This is a genomic window from Phytoactinopolyspora limicola, from assembly GCF_011320225.1.
Classification (GTDB): Bacteria; Actinomycetota; Actinomycetes; order Jiangellales; family Jiangellaceae; genus Phytoactinopolyspora; species Phytoactinopolyspora limicola.
The window spans coordinates 16091-40196 of record NZ_JAAOEN010000015.1 but is presented as its reverse complement, the minus strand read 5'-3'; the positions used below and the strand labels follow the sequence as shown (position 1 = coordinate 40196).

Sequence of the window (24106 nt, the reverse complement as noted above, 5' to 3'; positions counted from 1 at the left end):
TGACGCCTGATCGTTTTCGTGGCGACGATCAGATGCACGGTGGTGACGACAGCCAGGGTCGGCGCGCGGTAGCCGCGCCTGATCGTCTCCACGATGTGGGACGGTTGGTGATCAGATGCGTGAACCGTCGTATGGCGTCCGGTAGCGCATCTGATCGTGTCGCCGCGGCACTGTGTTGATCGGATGCGGCGTGGTCGGTGGCTGTCGGCGCGGTCGGGTTCTTCGAGGTGCGCCGATGAGGTCGTTGACCGTGATGGGCGTCGTCGGGGTGGCAGTGTGCTGTGGGGCGCGAGTGGGGTGGCACGTTGACGGACTCCACGTTTCGGGCATTTCGCCCATGGGAACGAGTGCTGAGCGTGCCATGCCTCGGCTGACGGTGCTGCGCTGGTCCGCAACGCAGCGACGCGAACCCAGCAAGCCCAGCAAGGCCTGTCGACGTCCATCTCGACACGATCAGATGCGCTACCGGACGCCATACGACGGTTCACGCATCTGATCACCAACCGTCCCACATCGTGGAGACGATCAGGTGCGGCTACCGGACGTCGGCGCTGGCCGTCGTCACCACCGTGCATCTGATCGTCGCCACGAAAACGATCAGGCGTCAAAACGGAGATCAGGTGCAAGTGGCGGGGAAGCCGGTTCAGACGCTCAACTGCGGGGTGAGCGGACGGCGAGGGCGCAGCACACGGTAACAACCACCCCCGTCGGTCAACGGCGTCAAAGGGGACTAGCTACCCTCATGCCGTGCTGTACGGCCTGCCACGCTGACACGATCATGTCGCTCAGGGAGCGCACCGCCGTCCAGTGCAATTCCTGGCGCGCACGCTCAACCGCGGCCACCACGGCGGGGGAGTCTCCCGGACGACGCGGCTCGACGACGGGCTGGACGTCTCGACCGGTGATGGCGATCGCCAGGTCGACCACCTCCCGAACCGACACACCGGACCCGGTGCCGATATTCAGCGCTTGGCCGGAGGTGATGTCGCCACGCTCCAGAGCACGAGCAGCCGCTACGTGGGCGTCCGCGACGTCGGCGACGTGAATGTAGTCCCGCACGCATGTGCCATCGGGCGTGGCGTAGTCGGCGCCGAAGATCTTCGGCGCCTGCCCGCGCTGGAGTGCGTCGAGTACCAACGGCACCAGGTTGGCCAGGTAGGTGTCAGCAAGGGCCGCCGACGCGGAGCCGGCCACGTTGAAGTAGCGCAGAGCGAGGGTGCGCATTCCGGTCGCGGCTCCGACGCCACGTACGAGCCACTCGCCGGCCAGCTTGGTCTGCCCGTATGGTGTTGTCGGTCGGCATGCCACGTCTTCGTCGACGGTAGTCGTGTCCGGTTCGCCGTAGACCGCGGCGCTCGACGAGAACACGAAACTCTGCACGTCGGCGGCGACGCACTCGTCGAGCAAGACACGCAGCGCCTCGACGTTCTCGCGGAAGTACCGCGACGGTTGCCGCAGCGATTCGTCGACCCGCTTCTTCGCTGCCAGATGCACCACGCCGGTGACGTGATGCTCGGTGAAGAGGCGTCGCACGCTCCCCTGGTCCAGGAGGTTCGCGGCCACCAGCCGGACGCCCGGCGGGACCCGCGTGGCGTTGCCGGTGGAGAGGTCGTCAACGGCGACGACCTCCTCGTCTGCGGTGATCAAACTGTTGATGACATGGGCGCCGATATACCCGGCGCCACCCGTCACGAGCCAACTCATGGTCTTTGCCCCCTGTTGTTTCAGCTGACCAGCGCACCCCCGCGCCGGTTTCGAATCGATGACACAACCGTGTCGAGGCCGAGCCGGCGACGCAGCGCCCAGCACAGCCCGAAATAGACGAGGCCACCACCTACGGCCATCGCCGCAAGGCCGGCCCATCCGTCGTCCAGCAGGACGCGCAGGACCAGCCCGCCGCCGCCGAAAACCAACACCGGCAGCAGGGCAGGCAACATCAGACTGGCCGGTGGCACGTGGACACCCATCCCCTTGTGCACCTGCCATGCGGCCAGCGACGTGTCGACGGCGACGGTTACCGCCCACGCCACGGCCGCGCCGACCACTCCCCACATCGGAACCAGCAGCAGGTTCAGGCCGATGTTGACGGCCAGTGCCGTGGATTTGTCGGCCAGCTGCCAACTGCTTTTGCCACCCATCAGCAGCACGGTCTGGACCATCCCCGCCGCGGCCGCCAACGCCATGGTCAGGCTCATGATGGTGAGCGCGTTCCCGCCGGCGGCGAAGCCCGGACCGAAGATGGCCAGCACGCCGGGCGCGAAGCAGGCCAGCATCAGGTAGAAAGGCCACGACACAAGCACCATCGCCCGGGTGACGACGATGTACAGCCGTCGAGCCTCGAGTACGTCACGCCGGGCCAGTGCTGCGCTGACCATTGGCGCCACCGCCACCCGCGCCGCCTGCTGCACCACCTGACCGGCCCGGACGCTGCGGCTGACGACGGCATAGATGCCGGCCTCGGCGGGCGAGAGGAACGCGGCGACGATGATCACGTCCACCCATTCGAGAAGGATCTCCACCGCTGCGGAGACGGCCCGGGCACTGCTGAACCCCCAAAAACGGCGCCGCAGCACAGGTGTCGGCTCGACGTCGGTGTCGATCTGTTCCCGGGTCCGGCGGGCGAGTTGACGCGCCAGCAGGGCGACCGCGATCACGACGACGATGGGGAGCGGTGCGATCCACGCGCGAAGCACGTCCACGAGGCCCGCGCCGGCCAGCAGGGCGCCGCCGATCAGCATGAACCGGCCGGCCGGCAGGGCGACGTTCTGCAACACGGTGAACGTCGCCACGCTGCCCAGTCCCCGGGTAGCACCCAACACCACCGCTAGTAGCGACGCCAACACTACGAACGGGATCAGGGTGCGGACGATCTCCACCATCGGCACGTCCGGCGACGCCGTGAGCAGGCCGGCCAGCCGCGGAGCGAGCATCCATGCCAGGACTGTGAGCACCACCCCCACCCCGACGACGGGCACGATCGCGATGCGGACCAGTGGCCGCAGTTCGCCGTTCCGGCCAGTGGCCACCGCGCTGGAACAGAACCGCACCAAGCCGGTGTCCGCCCCCAACTCCAGAATGTTGGACAGAATGATGAAGATGGCGACGATCTGAAAGAAGGTGCCGGTGCCGTCGGCACCCAGACCACGCCCAACGATCACTCCGATACCGAAGTTGACCCCGGCGCCGGTGACCGCACCCACGAGGCTGATCGCGCCCGCACGGGCCAGGCCGCCACTCATGTCGACCCCCGGGCGCCGCTATACCGCTCCCGCAACAGCAAACCCGCCACCAACACCACGGCCAGCATCTGCATGGTGTCGAGTCCGTAGAAGAAGATCAGTACCGAGGCGGTCACCAGGCAGCTGTGCATCCACAGCCGCGCCGTGTCCGGCACCGACCAAGTACGCAGGGTGGCTCCCCACAGGAAGATCAGGAACAGGGCCAGGCCGACGAACCCGTAGGAGAACATCACCATCCAGACGTGTCCCTGGGTGCCAACGGAGATGCCATGCACCAGCGACGGCCGCGGTGCACCCCAGCCGAGCAGGGGTGACTCCAGGGTCCGGGTGAACGTCTCGGTATAAAGCGAGGCCCGCCCGCTCGTGGTATCGCTGTATTCCTGCCGGGTGGCGATCGAGTCCAGCAGCCCGGCATAGAGGAGTACGCCGACCACTAGACCACCGCCGGCGACCACCGCGAACATGGCCTTGAGCTGCCCGCGCCCCGCGAGCCGCACCACGACGTACCCGACCGCCACCCCGAGGCCCAGGAACATCCCCCGGTTCGACGACGCCAGCGCCGGCACGATCGCGGCGACCAATGCGACCACGACCAGCCGCCGGGCACCCCGGGACCGGAAGAAGCGCAGGCCGGCGATAGCCAGCGGGGTCAACAGCACCAGCGCAGTGCCCCAGCTGTTCGCATAGGGGAACGGCGCGGCCGGCCGGTTGAACGGCTCCGGCGCCCCCCAGGGCCGTTGCACCTCTGCGAACGGCGGAAACACGAGGTCTTGTACGTATTCGTTCCCGGCGAGCACACCGGGCAGCAACATGCCGACCGGTGTGGTGAGCCGGACCTCCGGCCAGAGCATCCCTAGATAACCGCCGACCACCACCGTGCACCACACGGCTACCAGACCGGCCAGCACACGCCGTGTGGTCAACTGTTCGCGGGCGCTGACGACGTAGATAAGGACGACGGCGATCGCCACCAGGTTCGCGAACCGCAGCCCGTACCCCAGCAGCCGCAGGGGCGAGTCGAGCATCAGAGCCGCGGGAACCACCCACAGCACGAACGCCAGCCACGGCAACATACCCGGGACGAGTGTCTCCCCGCGCCGCACGATCAACAGCCCGGACATGATCACGGCCAGTCCGATGGGGGCGAACGGCGACAGACCCAGGGCCCAGTACACCGGGAACCCCCACAGCAGGGCCTCGACCGGCCAGGCCGGCAATGGCCGCCTCAGGTCCGCCGGTGGCTGGGCGACCCGTGGCCGACTCGGCGCCGGGCGTGCCCGCCGCGACGGGTACGCGACCCTGGGCAGCACGAAGGGCGTGGACATCTACAGGCCCCGCCCGCGCTCCTGCACCTTGTCCAGCAGCCACTGCGCCGGCACCACGCCGGTGGCGACCGCCAGCGCGCCGTACGCGCGCAGCTGTGCGGGGTTGTGTGCCAGAGCCCGGCCGGCCCATCGGAGCGCGGGCCGGCGCCGCGACCGCGCAGCGTGGGCAAAGGCGATCTGGCCCTCGATCCGGGCCCGGCCACGGCGCTCACCGGCGAACTCCGGCACTCGGTCCAGGATGTACGTCAACCCGTCGCTGATCATGTCCCATTTGCCGGCGAAGTACGACGGCCGTGCCCAGTCGACGCGCACCAGCGGCTCCGGGACCGCGATGACATCACCGGTCCGGGCCGCGCGCAGCAACAACTCGTAGTCCTCGCCGTACGAACCGGGTAGTGCCTCGTCCACGAAGCCGATGCCGCCGAGTAGATCGGCCCGCCGGAACAGCAACGACGACGGATGGATGGCGGTGACCCGGGAGCGCAGGAAGTCCTGGAACGTGGTCCGCGCCGGCGCCAGCCGCTCGTGTTGCGTCTCGCCGCCGTCGATGACGATGCTGGTGGCCACACAGCTGGCGGCCGGATCCTCGGACCATAGCCGGACCTGCCGGACCAGCTTGCCGGGCAGCCAGACGTCGTCGTCATCGCAGAACGCCACCAGTTCCCCCACGGCCGCGTCGATGCCGGCGTTACGTGCTCCGGCGAGGCCGGGCGTGCGGGTATTGCGGATGAGCTTCAGTTCTCTGTGCGTGCCGTCCGCTTCGACGTCCACTGGCTTCGGCTCACCACGGTCGAACACGACGACACACTGAATGGGGCCTGGATAGTCTTGGTCGAGCACGGCGCTGACGGCCCGCCGGAGCAACACCGGCCGGTCGACGGTGGCGATCACCACACTGATTGGTGGCCACCGGGTGGTGGCGTCGGCGGTCACGAGCCGCCACCGGTCACCGTGGCCAGGTAAGTCCGCAGCAGCGTGCTGGAGGTACGCAGGGTGTACGGGAAGTACACCACTTCCACCCCCAGCTCGGCCATGGCCCGTTCCAGCCGTTCACCCTTGGCGGTGCCGCGCCAGTCATCCCCCTTGAAGATCAGGTCGAACTGCCGCGCTCGCCACGCGATGGTTTTGTCCGACGAGGTGTCCGGCACCACCTCGTCGACGTACCGGATGCTGCTGACGATCTGCACCCGTTCGTCGTACGGCACTACCGGGCTGTGGTTCTTGACCTCCTCCACGACCTCGTCAGTGACCACCCCGGCCACCAGATAGTCGCAGCGTGCCTTGGCTTGTCGCAGGATGTTGAGATGGCCGATGTGGAACATGTCGAAGACGCCCGGAACGTACCCCACGCGCGGCGTCACCGTCTCGTCGGTCACGAGACCCCCCTTGTGCTTGTTGCTTCGTGCAGAGCTGCCTGCAACCGCCCCATCTCGCGGAACCGCCGCACCAGTGAGGCGAAGGCAAGCAGCATGTTCATCCCCAGCAGGCCCACGTAGGCCCACGTGAACACCCAGGGCCAGGCCAGCAGGACGAAAACCAGGTTGATCACACCAGGGTCGGACGGTAGCTGGATCAGCGACCGGCCGCGTTGACCGCCGTCGGCATCGGTCACCGGAACCAGGCCGGCGCGTGGGCCATCTCGGTGCCGCAATTGTTCGGCGAGCATTTGGCCGAAGAACCGGACCGTGGTGGTCAGCAGGAAGAGCATCGGCAACACCAACACCCACCCGGGCAGATCGGTGAAGCGGTACAGCGACACCAGGATCGCCAGGTGCAATGCTGGGTTGCGCACGGCGTCGACGACATGGTCGAGCCATTCGCCGCCCGGCCCGCCGGTGCCGGTCAGCCGGGCCAACTGGCCGTCGGCGGAATCGAGCGCATAACCGGCGACCAGCAGGACCGTTACAACGGCCGCCAACGCGGGTGTCGGGCTGACGGTCACCACCAGCGCCAATGCCACCGCGGTACACAGTGCGCTGAGGACGGTCACCTGGTTGGGCGTCAAACCTGCCCGGTAGGCCGCCGCGGCGGCATACCGGCCGAGCCGCCGGTTGACATACCGCGTGTACATCGGCACACCGGCCTGGCTCTTCTGCGCCCCGGCCAGCCGGGACAGCGCAGCACCGAAGGTGCTCCGCTGCCGGCCGGTCGGTACCGCAGGTGGTGCGGTGTGCTTGCCTACCGTCACTGCTCTGCCACGAGTCCAAGGTCGAAGCTGACGTCAGGCGTGCTCCGATAGTTCAGGTGAACTTCCGCGGCCACGACATTAGCCCCCTCGACCAGGAGGTCGGTCGGGACCGTGACGGTAATCGCGTTGGCCACCGCGGTGTTGGTGCGTGGTGCCGCGGTGGCGTAGGTGTTGCCGGTGATGGTGCCGCCCGGCATGTTCCACCGCCCGACCTCCTCACCGTTCATGTACACCACCACACCGTCGTCGGCGCGGGTCAACAGCTCCACCTCGGTGAGGTCATCGGGATCGTCGACGTCGAACTCGTGCCGGAAGTACGCCGCCAACGGCCGCGTCGTCCCCGACGGCACGTCGATGTTCGTCTCCACCGACGCCGACCCCCAGCCGAGGACCGCCGGCCCTTCAGCCCAGCTGGACGCGTCGAACCCAGGTTGCGCCCAGTCAGCGTCCACCGCCGTGGACTCGTACCGCCACGACCAGTCCGAACCCTTCTCGACGAGCACCACCGGCTCTGGTGGTGGCGGCTCGCCCTCATCGGTCCGGGCACTCACCACCGTCGGATCGGACGTCCGGCCGAACGTGTCGACGGCCCGCACCTCCCAGGTGTATTCGGTGTCCGGCGCCAGCCCCTCGACGAGGTGGGACAACTCCGGTAGGTCGACGTCGACGTCGTCCGCTCCCGTTCGGGTGATCCGATGGGCGACGACGTTCTCGTCGCTCGGCTCGTCCCACTCCAGCAGCACCTCGTTCTCGCCCTGCGCGATGGCGGTGGCCGTTGGCGCCGCCGGCGGCGAGATCTGCGACTCCGACTCGGTCAGAGTCAGATCGAAGCTCGCGTCCGGGGTGCTGCGATAGTTCAGATGCACCTCGGCGGCGACGACGTTGGCGCCGTCCTCCAACAGGTCGCCCGGGATCGTGACGGTGACCGGGTTGGCGCGAGCCGTGTTGGTGCGTGGCGCGGCGGTGGCGAAGGTGTTGCCGGTGATGGTGCCGTCCGGCATGTTCCACCGGCCGACCTCCTCACCGTTCATGTACACCACCACACCGTCGTCGGCCCATGTCTCCAGCTCGACACTGCTGATCTCGTCGGCGTCGTCGACGTCGAACTCGTGCCGGAAGTACGCCGCCAACGGCCGCGTCGTCCCCGACGGCACGTCGATGTTCGTCTCCACCGCGGCCGACCCCCAGCCGAGGATCGCCGGGCCGACGTTCCAGCTCGACGCGTTGAAGCCTGGCTGTGCCCAGTTGGCATTCACCGCTGCCGACTCGTACCGCCACGACCAGTCCGAACCCGCTTCGATGAGCACGCCGGGCTCGGGCGGGAGCGGGTCGCTGAGGTCGAGCACGGACGTGCTGGCCGAACGGTTACCGGTGGCGTCGACGGCCCGGACGAAGAAGCGGTCGTCGTCGCCGAGGTCGGACGGCACCTCGATGGTGGTGTCGGAGGTGACGAAGATGACCTGCCCGTCCCGCATCAGCTCGTACTGCGCGTTACTCGACGACGAGGCCCCCCAGGTCAGCCGGACCGTGTTGTTGTCGATACGTTGCCCGGACAGGCTGCTCGGCGCCGCCGGTGCGGTGGTGTCCCGCGCCGGGAAGCGGGCGAACCCGCCGGTCCATTGGTTTCCACCATTCTGGTTGATCGCGGTGGTGAAGTCTCCGCCGATCCAGACCGTACCGTTGCTGTCGCCGAAGATTCCCCATGCGCCGTGGCCACGATCGGTGCGCATGATCGGATTGAAGTCCGGGATGATCTCACCGGTCTCCTGATCCCAAGCGGACACCCAGCCGATCTTGTCGGCCTGGGTCCAGTCCGTGCCGACGCCCGGCCAGAAGAACGCGTTCGAGTAGTTCCAGTCGTCACAGTGACAACCGGCGTAGACGACCCCGTCCACCACCGCCATCGCCTGGAAGTCACCACCGGCTTTGGTGATGTTGCCCGAGAGTCGCTCGAAGGTGGCGGTGCTGAAGCTGAAGACCGAGTGCTCCGCGCCACCGACCCACACCCGATCGCCCGCTTCGCGGATCGCCTGCTGGTAGTTGGTGCGGTCAGCCGGGCGGCTCCACGTCGGTGTCCAGGCCGGCTCGGCCAGCGGCGCACCCGACACCGTGCGCACCGCCGCGGCCCGGAGGGCGGGTTGACCGTTGGAATGGCCGAAGTAGCCGGCCGCATACAGCCGCGAGCCGTCGGCACTGGCATCGACATCCACCGCCGTGCCGTCGAAGTTCGGGTTCCAGTTGACGTCAGGCGAGCCGTCCGTCACCGAGAACCGCGCGCCTGAACGGGCGTAGATGGGGCTGGTGACGCTACCCCCCGACATGTGGGTGAAGGCACCACCGGCGTAGAGCCAGTCACCCTTGACCGACAGGCTGCGCACGCTCAGGAACCCCGAGGTGAGCCGGTTCTCCATATCGACGTGCCACGACGGATCGGTAGCCCCGGTCATCGGGTCAAGCGCCACCATACCTCGCGCCGTCTGGCCGTTGACCTGGCTGAACTCGCCGCCCGCGACGAGCCGTCCATCGGGTAACACCGCCAGGGTGTTGACCTGATTGTTGAACGTCGGGCGGAATCCAGAGATCCATTCGCCGGTGTCGACATGGAAGGCAGCGAGATAGGACTGCTCCACCCGGCCAGCGCCGGACGAGTTCCGTTGCACCCACCGGAAGTTGCCGCCGACGTAGACGTAGTCGCCAATCTGGGCGAAGTCCTGTACCTCGGTGGCCAGCTCGCTGCCGCTGCCATTGGCGCGTCCCACCACGCCCCAGGGTGTTGGCAACACGCCGTTCTCGATGATGCCGGGCAGTTCGTCCGCCGGGCTGCCCGAGTCCGGCACGTCGGGGAAGTCCAGATCGTCCAGCTTCAGCCGGGGCCGCAGGAACATCTGCGTGAAGGGCCGCGCCTGACCGGTTCCGATCGAGTTGGACCACAAATACGACGTCGACGAGGTGGTCCCGCTCACCTGGTTGCCGTACGCCCAGCCGGCCGTCCAACCTTGAGCCGCCGTCTTCGTAGTGATGACCCGGTTGTACTGGTTGTTGGTGCCGAAGCTGCTGGTCTGCCCCCCGGAGCCGGTAGAGGTGCCGAACCGGAAGCTACCCACCCGGTGCTCCGCCGGGAACGTCCACACCCAACGGTCACGGTTGGCGAAGTTGAACCGGGCTTCCTGCCACTGGGTGCCGCCGGTGTTCATGGCCCGGCGCAACCGGATACCGTCGGGCACCTGGTCGACTCGCCCGCCGTCCAGCAACCCGTCGATGACCCTCGACGACAGCTGCCGCACCTGGAACGCGTTCGGCCCATTAACAACGGAACGCACCTGCGCGGTGGTGCCGAGACCCTCGTACGTGTTGCGCCAGCCCTCCCGCCCACGGCCGATCAGCACCCAGCCACCACCATCGGTGGTCATGTCGCAGTAGAACTGCTCGGGCGCCTTCAACGTGGGTGTGATCAGCCAGTACACGCCGTCCTGGGCGGACGGTGTGTTCTGTTTGATCTCCCAGCACGACGCTGCGGCCGTGAACTGGGTCTGCCCATCCGGTGCGGCAGCCGCACCCGACTGAGCGGACACCGCGACCAGCATGGACGCGGTCAGCGTAGAAACAGCGAGCACGCGGGCTACACCCGCGAATGCCCGCCGTTGCCGGCGGATTGCCATGACTTGCCCCCCAAGCCTTTACACCCTCGCGGCGGATGATATCCCATAAAGGGTTGCTCTGTCGCCGCATCCGGTGTCCGGAATGAAATTTTTGTGGTCTTTACGCGTCGTGCCTAGCAGTCCTTGCGCGTCGTGCCTAGCAGTCCTTGCGCGTCGTGCCTAACAATCCGCGTCGTCCGGTAACCCGTGGTCGACAACCAGCCACGTACCTTCGACACGTTGTACTCGGTACACGTGCAGAGTGCGGTCGGAGCCGGAATCGGCCGGACCGCGAACAGACTCACCGGAATCGTCCACGATGTCGATGGCGGACGTGTCCAGGCAGGCTTCGAGCTCTACCGTCTCTGGAGCCGTCGACACATCCACCTCGCCGGGCTCGACCTCGGCGATACGTACCTCACCACGTTGCCGCCACTCGATGTTGCCGAACTCCGTGACAGCCGCCTGTACCTCGCTTAGCGCCACGCCGTCGGCCACCCGGGCCACCCGGCCCAGGTCGGCCTGCGGGTTCTGGTACACGACGTCGGCCTCGGCCAGGTACTCACCGAGCACCTGCTCGGCGGCCCGGACGGCGTCGGCGGGATCGATCGGGTCGGTGTCGTCGTCCGGCAGCGATGTGGTGTCCGGATCGGTCTCTGGCTCATCGGACGTGCGGTCGTCGTCACCGTCGGCTTCGTCATCCTCGTCTCCGTCGCCGCGTGGGTCATCGGTGGCATCCGGTGCGATGGTGCCGTCGGCTACGTCAGGTGTTGGCGTGTCGCGTGGCGCCGGCTCAGCCGTTGGGTCGATGTCACCAGCCCTCGGGTCGTCGTCGCCGCCGGCCCGAACGGCCAACACCACGCCAACGACGATCAACAGTGCCGCAAGGCACGCCAAAGCAGCGCCGCGTGGTCCACGCCACCACGGCTTCCTTGTGTCCGCGCCGCCCGCTGACTCTGCGTCGGCGGCCGGGACGTCCTCAGCCATCCGTTGTGCCCCCTGCTCCCGAACTGCTCTCCACCGTCGGGCTGACGCTCGCCGGCCCTACTGCCTGACCCACTCCGTCGGCACCAGGTCCTCAGTTCCGGTGCCGGAACCGGCGAACCACTGGTCCGGCGCGACCACCCTGGACCCCTCACGTCCCAGCCATCCAGCCCACCAGCTGAACGAGCTGTTCGCGATGATGCGCGCCGAACAGGCCGCCATCAACGCGATCTCACCACCTGCGGAACGGGCCACGCCAGCCGGACAGAACTCGTCGTCCGGACCGGCCAAGTGCTGCCTGACCCATGGGAGGTCGTCACTAAACCAGATTCGTCGAGTGTGCCCCGACTTAGCCACCGTGTCCAGTGCACGCTGGTAGAAATCGATGCCGAGGACCCCATGATAGGCCGCTGCCACCGGGTTGGTGACGTAGTCGCCGCGGCGTACATGCACCGCCACGGTGCGGGAATCAGCGGCCAGATCAGTGCGCAAGCGCTGGCCGGCAGGTGTCAGCTGCTCGGCCAGATAAGCGTTAACCGTTTCCCGGACCACGGGAGCGACGTCCTCGAAATACCGATAGGACTGGAAGTACCCGAGAATGTACGTACCGGCGCGACCACCGGCCACTACGCGGTCCCGAACAGAGGAGTCATAACCAAAACCCTGCTCGGCCACCAGCAACGGCAGCGGCCCTCCCCGCAGCACGCTGGCTCGTTGTGCCGCCACCATCGCCAACCCGACGAGGCGCGGCACCCGCGGCAGATCGGACACCAGAGAACCCAGCATCATGGGCCGCGCTCCGCGACAGCGCACCGTGTCCAGCCGTATCCGGACACCCTGACGACGCAGGGACATCGCGAACGCCCACTGGAACAGTTGATTACCCAGCCCACCCTGTAGCGATAGCACCGCTCTAGCTTTCCTACCCCCAGACACCCGAGAACTGTAACCGCATGCGAGGCCGGCCGCTCGCCAACGCCCTCCACCCCGGTGATCGTTGCCGGTTTTCCGCCCTCCACCCCGGTGATCGTTGCCGCAATCGTGTCGTGATAGCGACCCAATCATGATGATGATCACGGGACCGATGGGCTGAAAACCGGCAACGATCACCGGGGGTAGTCGGTTCGCAGCGCTAGCCGGTCCATTGCTCGGGGTCCCGCAATTTGGGCGGCAACCGCTGCTCACTCACCCAACTGCGCACCATGGCGTTGAACAACTCCGGATGCTCCGTGTTCCAGGCCGCCCCGGATTCCGGCGCGTACTTCGCCATACCCGCGGTGAAACGCGCAGCTAATGGCCGGAGCGACAGAAGAATCTGCCGGCTCTCATGTTCACCCGCCACCGCGAGCAAGGCACATTCGACCTTCTGACCACCCGCGGGGAGGCGGAAGTTCACGATCTCGTCAGCGATCTTCCGCTGCGCCTGCCTGGCCACCGCCGCAGGCGCCGCCCGGGCTCCGGTTCGGTCGCCGTTGTTGGCCGGACCTCGATCGCCCGCGGGAAGCAACGAACCCAAGCTGGTGTAGCGAGCGAGCAGCTGACCTCGCTGCCACATCCGGGTGCCGAACGAGGCAGGCAACACGCTCACTCCCGAGACCACCGCACTCGCCACCAACTCGGGATGGCGCATCACGAGTCGTACCGCGACACATCCGCCGAGAGACATGCCGACCACACCAACCGCGCCGGCTGTCTCACGCTTGATCGCATCGGCCACCTGATCCGCCGTGTCTTCCATGGACGCCCACGGCACTGCGGAACTCCCGCCATGCCCGGGCAGATCTACGACGTAACACCGCAGGTCTTCGGTGAGATCTCGCACCTGGGATTGCCAGCTCTGCCCGCCTTCAGCTACCGCCCCATGCAGGAAGACCACCGGATATCCCTCCGGTGGCCCGGCCACCTCCAGATGTAGGCCCACGGCATAAAGATTAACGATCACCGGCTGATCTCAGTAGCCCCGAGAGCATGGATCATCCGAAACTCTCGGTGTGACGGTGGAAGGTAGTACCCGCTATAGCCGGTACTACCTTCCACCGTTGAGCGGAAAACCCTCCACCGTCACTCCGCAATGCACAAGCAGGCGCTAATGTGTCGCGCGGGCTCTAGGTCGCGCTAGTGATCATCCCAGCGCCGGCCGTCCGGTTCGTTGCCTCGTCGACGAGGATGAATCCGCCGGTGGTGCGGTTACGGCGGTACTCGTCGGCAAGCAGCGGCACGGTTGTGCGCAACCGCACCCGGCCGATGTCGTTGAGCCCCAACTGGCTCACCGATTCGTCCCGGTGCAAGCTGTTCACGTCGAGCCGGTACTGCAACTCCTTCACCAGCACCCGTGCTGATCGGGTGGTGTGTTTGATGGCCAGCTTCTGGCCTGGCTGCAGGGGTGTGTCGGTCATCCAGCACACCATCGCGTCGATGTCCTGCGCGACCATCGGCTGGTTGTGCGGCCGGCAGATCATGTCGCCACGAGACACATCCAGCTCATCTTCTAGCCGGACCGTGACCGACATCGGCGAGAACGCCTCACCGACCGGCCCGTCGGCCGTCTCGATCTCGGCGATCCGCGACGTCAGACCGCTGGGCAGCACCATCACCTCGTCGCCCTTCTTCAGCACACCACCGGCGATCTGGCCGGCATAACCCCGGTAGTCAGCGTGCTGGAGCGACTGCGGCCGGATCACGTACTGGACAGGGAAGCGTACGTCGACCAGGTTGCGGTCGCTGGCGATGTGGACGTGTTCCAAGTGATGCAGTAACGACGGGCCCTCGTACCACGGCATGTTCGCCGAACGCGACACGATGTTGTCGCCGTGCAGCGCGGAGATGGGCACCACCGTGAGGTCGGGGATATCCAGTTTCGACGCGAAGCAGGTGAACTCGTGTGCGATCTGCTCGAAGACCTCTTCCGACCAGTCCACCAGATCCATCTTGTTGACGGCGAGGACGAGGTGTGGCACCCGCAGCAGCGACACGATGAACGCATGCCGCCGGCTCTGCTCGACCAGCCCCTTGCGGGCGTCCACCAGCACGATCGCGAGATCAGCGGTCGAGGCGCCGGTGACCATGTTGCGGGTGTACTGGATGTGCCCCGGGGTGTCGGCGATGATGAATTTCCGGCGCGGGGTCGCGAAGTAGCGGTACGCGACGTCGATGGTGATGCCCTGTTCACGTTCCGCCCGCAAGCCGTCGGTCAGCAGCGCCAGGTTGGTGTACTCGTCGCCCCGCTCCTGGCTGGTCCGTTCGACGCTCTCCAACTGGTCGGTGAAGATCGACTTGGAGTCATACAGCAGCCGCCCGATCAGGGTGCTCTTGCCATCGTCCACGGACCCGGCGGTGGCGAACCGGAGCAGGCCCATGGTGGACGACGCGGGCGTCTTGGTGGCCACGGTCTCCATCAGAAGTACCCCTCCTTCTTCCGGTCTTCCATCGCTGCCTCGCTGACGCGGTCGTCACCACGGGTGGCGCCACGTTCGGTGAGCCGGCTGGCGGCCGTCTCGTCGATGATCTTCTCGATGGTGTCGGCATCGGACCGCACCGCCGCGGTAAGCGAAGCGTCGCCGACCGTCCGGTACCGGATCCTCTGCACGGACGTCGGCTCGTCGGTGCGGGGCCGGCAGAATTCGTTGGCCGCGAAGAGCATTCCGTCCCGCTCGAACACCTCACGTTCGTGCGCCAGGTAGATCGGCGGGACCTCGATACGCTCCCGGCCGATGTACTGCCACACGTCCAGCTCGGTCCAGTTGGACAACGGGAACACCCGGATGCTCTCACCCAGATGGATCCGGCCGTTGTACAGACTCCACAGCTCGGGCCGCTGATTCTTCGGATCCCACTGGCCGAATTCGTCGCGGAAGGAAAACACCCGCTCCTTGGCCCGGGCCTTCTCCTCGTCCCGGCGGGCACCGCCGAACAGCGCGGTAAACCGGTTCTTCTCGACCGCCTCGAGGAGCACCGGCGTCTGGATCCGGTTGCGGGAACCGTTGGGCTCCTCCGCCACCAATCCCCGGTCGATGGCGTCTTGTACCGACGCCACCACCAGATTGACGCCGAGTTCGGCGACCCGTCGGTCGCGGAACTCGAGCACCTCCGGGAAATTGTGCCCGGTGTCGACGTGCATGACAGGGAACGGGATCGGCGCCGGCCAGAACGCTTTCTCGGCGAGCCGGAGCATCACGATCGAGTCTTTGCCGCCGGAGAACAGGAGGGCTGGCCGTTCGAGCTCGGCCGCCACCTCTCGGATCATGTGGATGGATTCGGCCTCGAGGATGTCGAGCTGGCTGAGCTGGTAGTCGTGAAACGTCATCTTTGGGACCTCGGGTCGACGGTTACCAGGTCGGATGCGGCGTCTGAACACGCCGCCAGCAGCACGTCGGCAAGCTCCGGCCGAGCTACCAACAGGTCGGGCAGATAGGGGTCGGCGTTGTTGTAGCGTAATGGAGAGCCGTCCAGCCGGCTGGCGGATAATCCGGCGGCCAGGGCTACCGCCACCGGAGCAGCGGAGTCCCATTCGTATTGACCACCCGCGTGTATGTAGGCGTCCGTCGCCCCGAGCACCACCGACGCAACCTTGTAACCAGCGGATCCCATCGGCACCAGCTCGGCGGAGAGTTCGCTGGCCGCGGCTCGAGCGAACTCCGGCGCACGGGTGCGGCTCACGGCTATCCGCCGCGGGCGCTCGCCCTGCTCGGGCACGGCAGGCGGATTCTCCGATGACAGGACGGTTCCGTCGGCGGGTAGGGCTACCGCGCCAGCGACGAGCCGCCCGCCGGTGTCGTCCCGCTCCCACAACGCCACGTGAACCGCCCAATCGGACCGGTTCTCGGCGAACTCTCGGGTGCCGTCCAACGGGTCCACGATCCACACCCGATCGGCCTGCAGCCGGCGTTGGTTGTCGGCGCCTTCCTCACTGAGTACGTCGTCATCTGGACGGTGCCGGGTGAGCTCAGCCAGGAGAAATTCGTGCGCGGCCCGGTCTCCAGCGGCACCGAGGCCACCGGCGCCGGCCGTTTCCGGCGACTCCCGTAAGGCGAGCAAGAGTGCGCCCGCCTCACGAGCGAGGCGGGCGGCCAGCGCCGCGTCGGTGTCGGTCACGGATCTCCTCAGCTACACACGTTGAACACTCAAGGTTAGGCGCAATGGTCGCTACATCCGGGCCCTGTTCACAATCTGGGACGAATTGTCCACGATATGGACGCTACCGTCTTTCGCTGGCACCACTCGGCACCAACCGGACCTCTGCGACCCGCTCCTCCAGGATCCGGCGCCCTTCGTCCGGTAGCGCCTCATCGCTGATCACCACGTCGGCCTGATCCAAGGCCGCGATGGTACTGAGGCCGACCGTGCCCCACTTCGTATGATCGGCCAGCACCACGAGCCGTCGCCCGGCCGCCACCAACGCACGGTCGGCATCGGCTTCGAGAAGGTTCGGCGTCGTATAGCCGGCTGAATCGTCCATGCCGTGCACACCCAGGAACACCACGTCGAGGTGGAGTCGTTCGAGCGCCGCCACCGCCAGTGGCCCGACCAGCGCATCCGACGGTGTGCGCACCCCGCCGGTGAGCACCACGTTCTGGCTACTGGTGGCTGCGCCATGGAGGACATCGGCCACCCGCATCGAATTGGTGACGACGGTCAGGTCTCCAACCCCCCGCAACCGGCGCGCCAAACTCCACGTGGTGGTACCCGCCGACAATCCGATCGCACTGCCTGGCGTGATCATCTCAGCCGCCGCGGCTGCGATCGCCTCCTTCTCGACGGGCTGGCGCAGCGACTTGACCTCGAAACCTGGCTCCTCGGCACTGGCAACCCGCCGAGTGGCACCACCGTGTACCTTTTCCAGGCGCCCTTCCCGGGCCAGCACATCGAGATCGCGCCGGACGGTCATCTCGGAAACATCCAGGCTGCGCGCAAGGTCGACTACCCGGGCGGCGCCGTTGCGGCGGACCTCGTCCAGGATCTTCGTGTGCCGTTCAGCCGCGAGCATCCGTCCTCACAATAGTGAACGATCTCGCGGCGGACGACACAGCGGTGAACACGGCTTCGAGGCCGCGCCCAGGGCGCGGCCTCGTCACGGCCCAACGTCGGTGTTAGTAGGCGCCAGAGCCCCGGGCGACGGCCCGTCCGGTGCGCCACAAAACGTGGGCGTCCAGCCCCAACGACCAATTGTCGACGTAGCGTAGATCCAGCCGGACGGTCTCCTCCCACGTGAGATCGGACCGGCCACTCACCTGCCACAATCCGGTCATCCCCGGAACCACCAGCAGGCGGCGCGCTTCCGTGGCGTTGTACTGCGCCACTTCCTCGGGCAACGGCGGTCGCGGCCCTACCAGAGACATCTCGCCGCGGACGACGTTCACCAATTGCGGAAGCTCGTCCAACGAGTACTTTCGCAGCAGGCGGCCCACCGGGGTGATCCGTGGATCGTCACGTATCTTGAACATCAGACCGTCGCCGTCGGCGTCCTCCATGAGTTCCAGGCGCCGGGTTTCAGCGTCGGCATACATGGTCCGGAACTTCAGCATGGTGAACATGTGCCCACCGCGGCCCACCCTCGACTGGCGGAAGATGACCGGGCCCGGGCCCGAACGCCGCACCGCGATCGCCACACCGACCAGCACCGGCAGCAGCATCAGCAGCAGCACGCTTGCCGCCATGCGGTCCACCAGCGACTTCAAGACATTCGGCAGACCGCTCGGGCGCCCCGTCCGCACGTGCAGCACTGTGGCCGCTCCGGCTCGACGGATGGCCAACCGTCGGGTGGTGACGTCGACGGTGCCCAATTCGCTGACGAGCCCAATAGAATGCTCGCTCAACGCCCAGCTCAAGACACGTAGCCGGTGACCGCTGAACTGAGACCCGGGAGCGAGACACACCGTGTCAGCTCCAACTTGCCGGGCCGCATCGAGCACTGCCGCCACCAGCGTGTCGTCATCGACCGGATGCAGTTCCGCACCGGCCTCAGACAACCGCACCACCTGTGGCACATCTTCGACCAGCGGGTTTCCGTCCTCGACACACGCGCCAACCACCACATACGGATGCTCGGTGTCGGTCGCCAGCCGATCGACCAGGCCGCTGACCTGCGCGCCGGGCCCGACCGCAAGCGTTCGACACACGGCCTCGCCGCTGCGTCGCAATGCCTTAAGCCGGCGACGGACCACCTGTCTGACGGTGAGCGCGACGGCGAGAACCGCAGCCGAAAAGGCGGCGAACCACACGTGGTTAGTCATCGGGACGCCACGACCGCTGATGAGCCCGAGCAGCACGTAGCCGCCCACGGCCCAGACCGCGCCCGCGGCGACGGACTTGGCCACCACCGTGTTGGCGTTGATGATGCGTTGATGCCACGGGAACGGCCACCCAGCCGGGCTTCTCCCGGCTCTAGGCCTCCCGTAGTCCCCTGTCCTTGCATGCCGGTACCCGCGCACGCGAGTACCGATCGGCGATAAGCCGACCGTAGCCATGGCCCCCCCAAGGCTGAAAGTCAGCGCCAGAACTTCCACGTAACGAAGTTCAGTGCAGCTTGGTGGAACTATACGGGGGGATGGCGATATACGCTAGTCCGCCGGTCATAGTCGTGTCGCCGACCGGTCATCTGCCGGCCACTCGCCGTATGCCTAGAGGTCGCGGTCAGGCATTGAAGTGGTTCTGCGCATAACTCAGCCCATCGGCCACGACGGCTTCGACGGCATCCGCCGCACGGTCCACCTCGAACTCCAGATCACGGCGTTCACCTGCGGAAAAGGGTTTAAGCACATACGCAGCGGCATCCATGCGACCGGGCGGCCGGCCAATACCGACCCGGACCCGGATGTACTCGCCGGTTCCCAGACTGGCCCGGATAGACCGCAACCCGTTGTGGCCGTTGTCACCCCCACCACGTTTGATCCGCAGCGCACCGAACGGCAGGTCGAGTTCATCGTGAACAACAACCAGCCGCTCCGCGGGTGTCTTGTAGAAGTCGCTGAGCGCAGCCACCGGCCCCCCGGACTCGTTCATATACGACCGGGGAACCGCCAGCACCGCTCGCACCGATGGCGGACCGCCCACGTGCGTCTCCGCGACATCGGCGCGGCGGCGGCGAGCCGCCTTGAAGGCAGCACCCGAACGGGCCGCCAAGTGGCTCACCACCATCGCGCCGATGTTGTGCCGTGTTCCGGCATACTTCGGCCCTGGGTTGCCGAGCCCCACCACCAGCCAAGCGTCGCTGGAGCTCACGTCTACTCCCCGACCGGCTAGCCGGCTCAGGACTCGTCTGCGGCCGAGTTCTCCTCAGTGGGAGTAGCCGACGCCTCGGCAGCCTCGTCTGCCGCGGCCTGCTCGGCGGCGGCGTCATCCTCAGCCGCCACGTCCTGCGACGCGATGATGTTGACAACCAGAGTGTCGGGGTCGGCCGCCAGGCTCGTCCCCGCCGGCAGCACAAGGTCGCTGGCATGGATCTGGGTACCGATGTCGAGCCCATCGATGGACACGGTGACACTCTCCGGCAAGTGCGTCGCCTCGGCCTCGATGGAGATGCTCGGGCTGTCCAGGCTCACCCTGGTGCCGGAAATCGCATCACCTTCGAGAATCACCGGAATGTCGACGGTGACCTTCTCGCCGCGCTTGACGAGCAGCAAATCCACGTGCTCGATGAATCCCTTCAGCGGGTCACGCTGAATGTGCTTCGGCAGCGCCATCTCGCTGCCGCCGCCGGCGATGTCCAGGGTGATGAGGGCGTTGGGGTTCTTCAGCGCCAGCATGGTGTCGTGCCCTGGAAGCGCTAGGTGGATCGGATCGGTGCCGTGTCCGTAAAGGACCGCCGGCACCTTGTCAGCGCGACGCAGCCGACGCGCGGCGCCCTTACCGAACTCGGTGCGCAGTTCGGCTGCAATCTTGACGTCGGACACGGTGAAACTCCTCCAGGCGAGCGTGCGATGAGCGTCAACAGATAGCGTCACGGCGACGAGAGCGCGCCAACAACGCACCGCGTCGATCACGGAGCCCGCCATAAGGCGCCCTCGCCGAGGCAACTACGCGAGTGTACTCGCCTTACGACGGTGGACGCGAACCAGGTGGCCGGATTGCCGCGACACTAGGCGTTGCCGTTGAACAGACTGGTGACCGAGCCGTCCTCGAAGACCTCACGGATCGCCCGCGCCAACAATGGCGCGATGGACAACACGGTGAGGGTGTCGAAGCGACGCTCGTCGGCGATCGGCAACGTGTTGGTGACCACAACTTCGCGGATGCTGGAGTTCTTCAGGCGGTCCACCGCCGGACCGGACAGCACGGCATGCGTCGCGGCCACGATCACCCTCGCCGCTCCGTTGGCGATCAGCGCCTCGGCGGCCTGGGTGATGGTTCCGGCGGTGTCGATCATGTCGTCGACGAGGAGGCACGTACGCCCCTCGACATCACCGACTACCTCGTGCACCTTGACCTGGTTGGCGACGTTGGGATCGCGACGTTTGTGAATGATGGCCAGGGGCGTACCCAGCCGGTCGGCCCAGACGTCAGCCACCCGCACCCGTCCCGCATCGGGCGACACAACGGTCATGTTCGCCGTCTCGTACTGCGACGCGACGTGGTCGGCGAGAATGGGCAGTGCCCACAGGTGATCAACCGGGCCGTCGAAGAACCCCTGGATCTGCGCGGTGTGCAGGTCGACCGCCATCAGGCGGTGTGCTCCAGCTGTTTTGAACATATCCGCCACCAGCCGGGCTGAGATCGGCTCGCGACCTTGATGCTTCTTGTCCTGCCGGGCGTACCCATAGAACGGCATCACCACGGTGATCCGCTTGGCCGACGCCCGCTTGAGCGCGTCAACCATGATCAACTGCTCCATGATCCACTCGTTGATCGGCGCCGTGTGACTTTGGATGACGAAGGCATCGCAGCCACGCACGCTCTCGTCGAAGCGGACGTAAAGCTCGCCATTGGCGAACTCGTGTGCACGCATCGGGGTGAGGTCGACTCCAAGCCGCTCCGCCACCTCGTCGTTGAGCTCAGGGTGCGAACGACCCCCGAACAGCATGAGCGTCTTCGTGCCACTTGCGCGTAGGCCGTTCACCGGTCGCTCCCCTCGACGACGTCACTATCAGTTTGCCTCGCTCGCGCCTGGCGAGCAGCCTCATCTGAGGCGGTGCCGGACCGCTTACGATCTACCCAACCTTTGACGTTGCGTTGACGCCCCCGGGCGATGGCGAGATCGCCGGGTTCCGTCGCCGACGTCACGGCGGAACCGGCCGCCACGTAGCTACCGTCAGCCAGGTCAACGGGCGCTACCAACACCGAGTTGCTCCCAACGAACGTATGAGCTCCGACCGATGTGTGGTGTTTATCCACGCCGTCGTAGTTGGCGAAGATGGTGCCAGCGCCGATGTTGACGCCATCACCAATGGTGGCATCGCCGGCGTAGGTCAGGTGCGGAACTTTCGCACCTTCACCGATGTCGGTGTTCTTCGTCTCGACGAAACCGCCGATCTTGCCTTGGCTACCTAGGCGGGTGCCCGGCCGCAGATAGGAGTACGGTCCGACGCTGGCGAGTTCGCCGATCTCCGCACCAACCGCATGTGAACGCACTATGGCCGAGCCGGCACCCACGACGGTGTCGCGCAGAGTGCAGTCGGGACCGATCTCCGCGCCTTCACGCACCACCGTCGCCCCATGCAGCTGGACACCTGGGCGCAGCACGACGTCGCGCTCCAGCGTGACCGTGACGTCAAGCCAGGTAGAGGCGGGATCGACGATGGTAACGCCGGCCCGCATCCAGCGCGTGGCGAGTCGACGGTTGAGCTCGCGATGCAGGGTGGCGAGTTGCACGCGGTCGTTGACACCTTCGGTCTGCCACGGATCGCCGGTAACGAGCGCACCAACCCGCCGACCATCGGCGCGGGCCAATTCCAGGACGTCGGTGAGGTACTGCTCACCCTGGGCGTTATCTGTGGTGAGGCGGCTCAACCCGGCCCGTAGGACGTCGGCGTCGAAAGCATAGATTCCGGAGTTGATCTCCCGGATCAGCCGGGTCGACTGGTCGGCATCTTTGTACTCGACGATGCGGACCACAGCACCGTCCGAGTCCCGCACGATGCGGCCGTAGCTGGCTGGATCGTCAACCTCCGCGGTGAGAACCGTGACGCCATTACCCTCGGCGGCGTGCTGACCGATGAGCTCTTCGAGCGTGTCGCCGGTCAACAGTGGGACGTCGCCGTACGTCACGACGACGATCCCGTCGAGCGGCGGCAACACCTCTAGCGCACAGCCAACAGCATGGCCGGTGCCCAGCTGTTGCTCTTGCACCGCGGCTGCGGCTCGCGGCGCAACCTCCGCGAGGTGGGCGACCACCTCGTCACGCCCATGGCCGACAACAACCATGAGGTGATCGGGGTCAAGAGCATCTGCGGCGGCGACGGCGTGCCCGATGAGGGTACGTCCGGCGAGCTCGTGTAAGACCTTCGGGGTGGACGACTTCATCCGGGTACCCTCGCCAGCGGCGAGGACAATCACGGCAGCGGGACGCGTAGTCACGCGGGCGCGCTCCTGAGCATCGGTGGGCGGGACGTGCACGACGATACTCCCCCGTTGCGCGCGGCACGAACCCCGACGTCACGTCTCATCGAGATTCGCACACCAAGCTCCCGGGAGAGGATTCGAACCCCTACCTACAGGCACCAAAAGCCCGCGTGCTGCCATTACACTACCCGGGATAGTGGCTTCAAAGTCGTGACAGTCACGAAGAACCACGCCCCGAGTTTACTGTACCGCCGGAGAGCGTCGCGCATATCCCTCGCCAGATTCCAGCCATCGCGCGATACTCCCCTGCGCTGCGCCGAACTCGGACAACCAGACATCCTCGATAGCTTTCACCAGTATTGCGGCGAACCGTCCTCGGATTGTGCTTCTTCAACGTCGCCCGCGAAAAGCGCTCGACCGGCACACCAACGACGTCGGACCAGTACTTCTCAGCCTCCGCCACGTCAGCCGACTCGTGGATGTGGACCCTGAAGACCAACCGCTCAGTGCGCACACCCAACAGACGGAGCCACTTCAGGTGCAGGAGGATGACCTCTGGGTCACTGTTGATGAACCCGAGCTGTTCAGTCTGCCGCCATGGCTTCGCTTTCTCTCCCTCTGCCCAATAGAGGGCGGCGCCTACCAGCAGCAACTCACGTTCGCTGATGTTGCCGATCTCGGCCACCATCCCATCGACGACCCGCTTGCGCTCGACAGCTTGCCGTTGGTTGTACCGGTCCCACCGGGCCCGCGCCGCACGTTTAGCACGCTCTTGACGCTCCGGCGTCGGCTCCCACGCCACCTCCTTGGTGACCAACCAGGCCGTGCTTCGCGCGATACCGAGCTCGGCGGCGATCTCCGGCACGGAGTGTCCGTCTCGCCGCAGCGCAATGGCTCGCGACCGGACGTCGTCGGAGACCCTCGGACGCGAGCGCCCCAAGCCGTACACACCAAGGGCTCGACTGATAGTGGTGGCGCCGACCCGAAGCTCGGCCCTGATCTGGGCATAGGTGGCGCCGGCCGCACGCATTGAGCGGATCTTGCGCGCCACGTCGGAATCGCCAACCACGGAACCCTGACTCATGACTAGAAATAATACAAGCTCAACACATCAAAAACAAACACATGTTCTAGTACGCCCTGGACACTCGAACCCTACCCGGGAGCCGCCGGGTGATCACACGAACACGCGAATGCACCAACAAGGAACCCACACCGTCCCCCCAGACACGAACAACT

At 66.4% G+C, this 24106-nt stretch carries 20 protein-coding genes and 1 tRNA gene; all 21 read right to left on the bottom strand.

Annotated features, from left to right (window positions below; all coding sequences use genetic code 11):
• Positions 1-720: 720 nt before the first annotated feature.
• The gene (gene galE / locus G8760_RS24020) at positions 721-1704 is read right to left on the bottom strand and encodes a UDP-glucose 4-epimerase GalE (RefSeq protein ID WP_166355376.1); all 984 of its coding nucleotides are present in this window, start codon (positions 1702-1704) and stop codon (positions 721-723) included.
• A 20-nt stretch (positions 1705-1724) separates the two neighbouring features.
• Positions 1725-3239 carry an oligosaccharide flippase family protein gene (locus G8760_RS24015; protein WP_166355375.1) on the bottom strand — a complete coding sequence of 505 codons (1515 nt, stop codon included), beginning with the start codon at positions 3237-3239 and terminating at the stop codon, positions 1725-1727.
• The gene (locus G8760_RS24010; RefSeq protein ID WP_166355374.1) at positions 3236-4564 is read right to left on the bottom strand and encodes an O-antigen ligase family protein; all 1329 of its coding nucleotides are present in this window, start codon (positions 4562-4564) and stop codon (positions 3236-3238) included. Before G8760_RS24010 ends, G8760_RS24015 begins: the two co-directional genes overlap by 4 nt.
• On the bottom strand, positions 4565-5497 hold the full coding sequence (locus tag G8760_RS24005) for a glycosyltransferase family 2 protein (RefSeq protein WP_166355373.1): 933 nt from the start codon (positions 5495-5497) through the stop codon (positions 4565-4567).
• Positions 5494-5925 carry an adenylyltransferase/cytidyltransferase family protein gene (locus G8760_RS30140; protein ID WP_166355443.1) on the bottom strand — a complete coding sequence of 144 codons (432 nt, stop codon included), beginning with the start codon at positions 5923-5925 and terminating at the stop codon, positions 5494-5496. The genes G8760_RS24005 and G8760_RS30140 overlap by 4 nt, the downstream gene beginning before the upstream one ends.
• A gap of 11 nt (positions 5926-5936) precedes the next feature.
• On the bottom strand, positions 5937-6752 hold the full coding sequence (locus G8760_RS30135; protein WP_211199006.1) for a CDP-alcohol phosphatidyltransferase family protein: 816 nt from the start codon (positions 6750-6752) through the stop codon (positions 5937-5939).
• Positions 6749-10411, bottom strand: a complete 3663-nt coding sequence (locus G8760_RS23990) for a fibrinogen-like YCDxxxxGGGW domain-containing protein (protein WP_166355372.1) — start codon at positions 10409-10411, stop codon at positions 6749-6751. The genes G8760_RS30135 and G8760_RS23990 overlap by 4 nt, the downstream gene beginning before the upstream one ends.
• Positions 10412-10570: 159 nt before the next feature.
• Positions 10571-11377 carry a hypothetical protein gene (locus G8760_RS23985; protein WP_166355371.1) on the bottom strand — a complete coding sequence of 269 codons (807 nt, stop codon included), beginning with the start codon at positions 11375-11377 and terminating at the stop codon, positions 10571-10573.
• 57 nt (positions 11378-11434) lie between these two features.
• A complete protein-coding gene (locus G8760_RS23980; RefSeq protein ID WP_166355370.1) occupies positions 11435-12163 on the bottom strand; it encodes an alpha-1,2-fucosyltransferase in 729 nt (242 codons plus the stop codon).
• Positions 12164-12506: 343 nt separating this feature from the next.
• Positions 12507-13295, bottom strand: a complete 789-nt coding sequence (locus tag G8760_RS23975) for an alpha/beta fold hydrolase (protein WP_166355369.1) — start codon at positions 13293-13295, stop codon at positions 12507-12509.
• Positions 13296-13479: 184 nt separating this feature from the next.
• Positions 13480-14769 carry a sulfate adenylyltransferase subunit CysN gene (cysN, locus tag G8760_RS23970; protein ID WP_166355368.1) on the bottom strand — a complete coding sequence of 430 codons (1290 nt, stop codon included), beginning with the start codon at positions 14767-14769 and terminating at the stop codon, positions 13480-13482.
• Entirely contained in the window at positions 14769-15677 is a 909-nt protein-coding gene (gene cysD, locus G8760_RS23965; protein WP_166355367.1) for a sulfate adenylyltransferase subunit CysD, read from the bottom strand. Before cysD ends, cysN begins: the two co-directional genes overlap by 1 nt.
• Entirely contained in the window at positions 15674-16465 is a 792-nt protein-coding gene (locus tag G8760_RS23960) for a 3'(2'),5'-bisphosphate nucleotidase CysQ (RefSeq protein WP_246222671.1), read from the bottom strand. The genes cysD and G8760_RS23960 overlap by 4 nt, the downstream gene beginning before the upstream one ends.
• Before the next feature lie 103 nt (positions 16466-16568).
• The gene (locus G8760_RS23955; protein ID WP_166355366.1) at positions 16569-17357 is read right to left on the bottom strand and encodes a DeoR/GlpR family DNA-binding transcription regulator; all 789 of its coding nucleotides are present in this window, start codon (positions 17355-17357) and stop codon (positions 16569-16571) included.
• Between the two features lie 103 nt (positions 17358-17460).
• Positions 17461-18690, bottom strand: coding sequence for an exopolysaccharide biosynthesis polyprenyl glycosylphosphotransferase (locus tag G8760_RS23950; protein ID WP_166355365.1), 1230 nt, complete (start codon positions 18688-18690; stop codon positions 17461-17463).
• A 313-nt stretch (positions 18691-19003) separates the two neighbouring features.
• Complete coding sequence (gene pth / locus G8760_RS23945; protein WP_166355364.1) at positions 19004-19591, bottom strand: aminoacyl-tRNA hydrolase; 588 nt, start codon at positions 19589-19591, stop codon at positions 19004-19006.
• A 26-nt stretch (positions 19592-19617) separates the two neighbouring features.
• Positions 19618-20262: a 50S ribosomal protein L25/general stress protein Ctc gene (locus G8760_RS23940; protein ID WP_166355363.1), complete on the bottom strand. Its 645-nt coding sequence runs from the start codon at positions 20260-20262 to the stop codon at positions 19618-19620.
• Between the two features lie 185 nt (positions 20263-20447).
• Entirely contained in the window at positions 20448-21389 is a 942-nt protein-coding gene (locus G8760_RS23935) for a ribose-phosphate diphosphokinase (protein WP_246222674.1), read from the bottom strand.
• Between the two features lie 32 nt (positions 21390-21421).
• The gene (gene glmU, locus G8760_RS23930) at positions 21422-22882 is read right to left on the bottom strand and encodes a bifunctional UDP-N-acetylglucosamine diphosphorylase/glucosamine-1-phosphate N-acetyltransferase GlmU (protein ID WP_207782666.1); all 1461 of its coding nucleotides are present in this window, start codon (positions 22880-22882) and stop codon (positions 21422-21424) included.
• 107 nt (positions 22883-22989) lie between these two features.
• Positions 22990-23061 (bottom strand) — tRNA-Gln (locus G8760_RS23925).
• A 23-nt stretch (positions 23062-23084) separates the two neighbouring features.
• A complete protein-coding gene (locus G8760_RS23920; RefSeq protein ID WP_166355361.1) occupies positions 23085-23951 on the bottom strand; it encodes a helix-turn-helix domain-containing protein in 867 nt (288 codons plus the stop codon).
• Positions 23952-24106 lie beyond the last annotated feature (155 nt).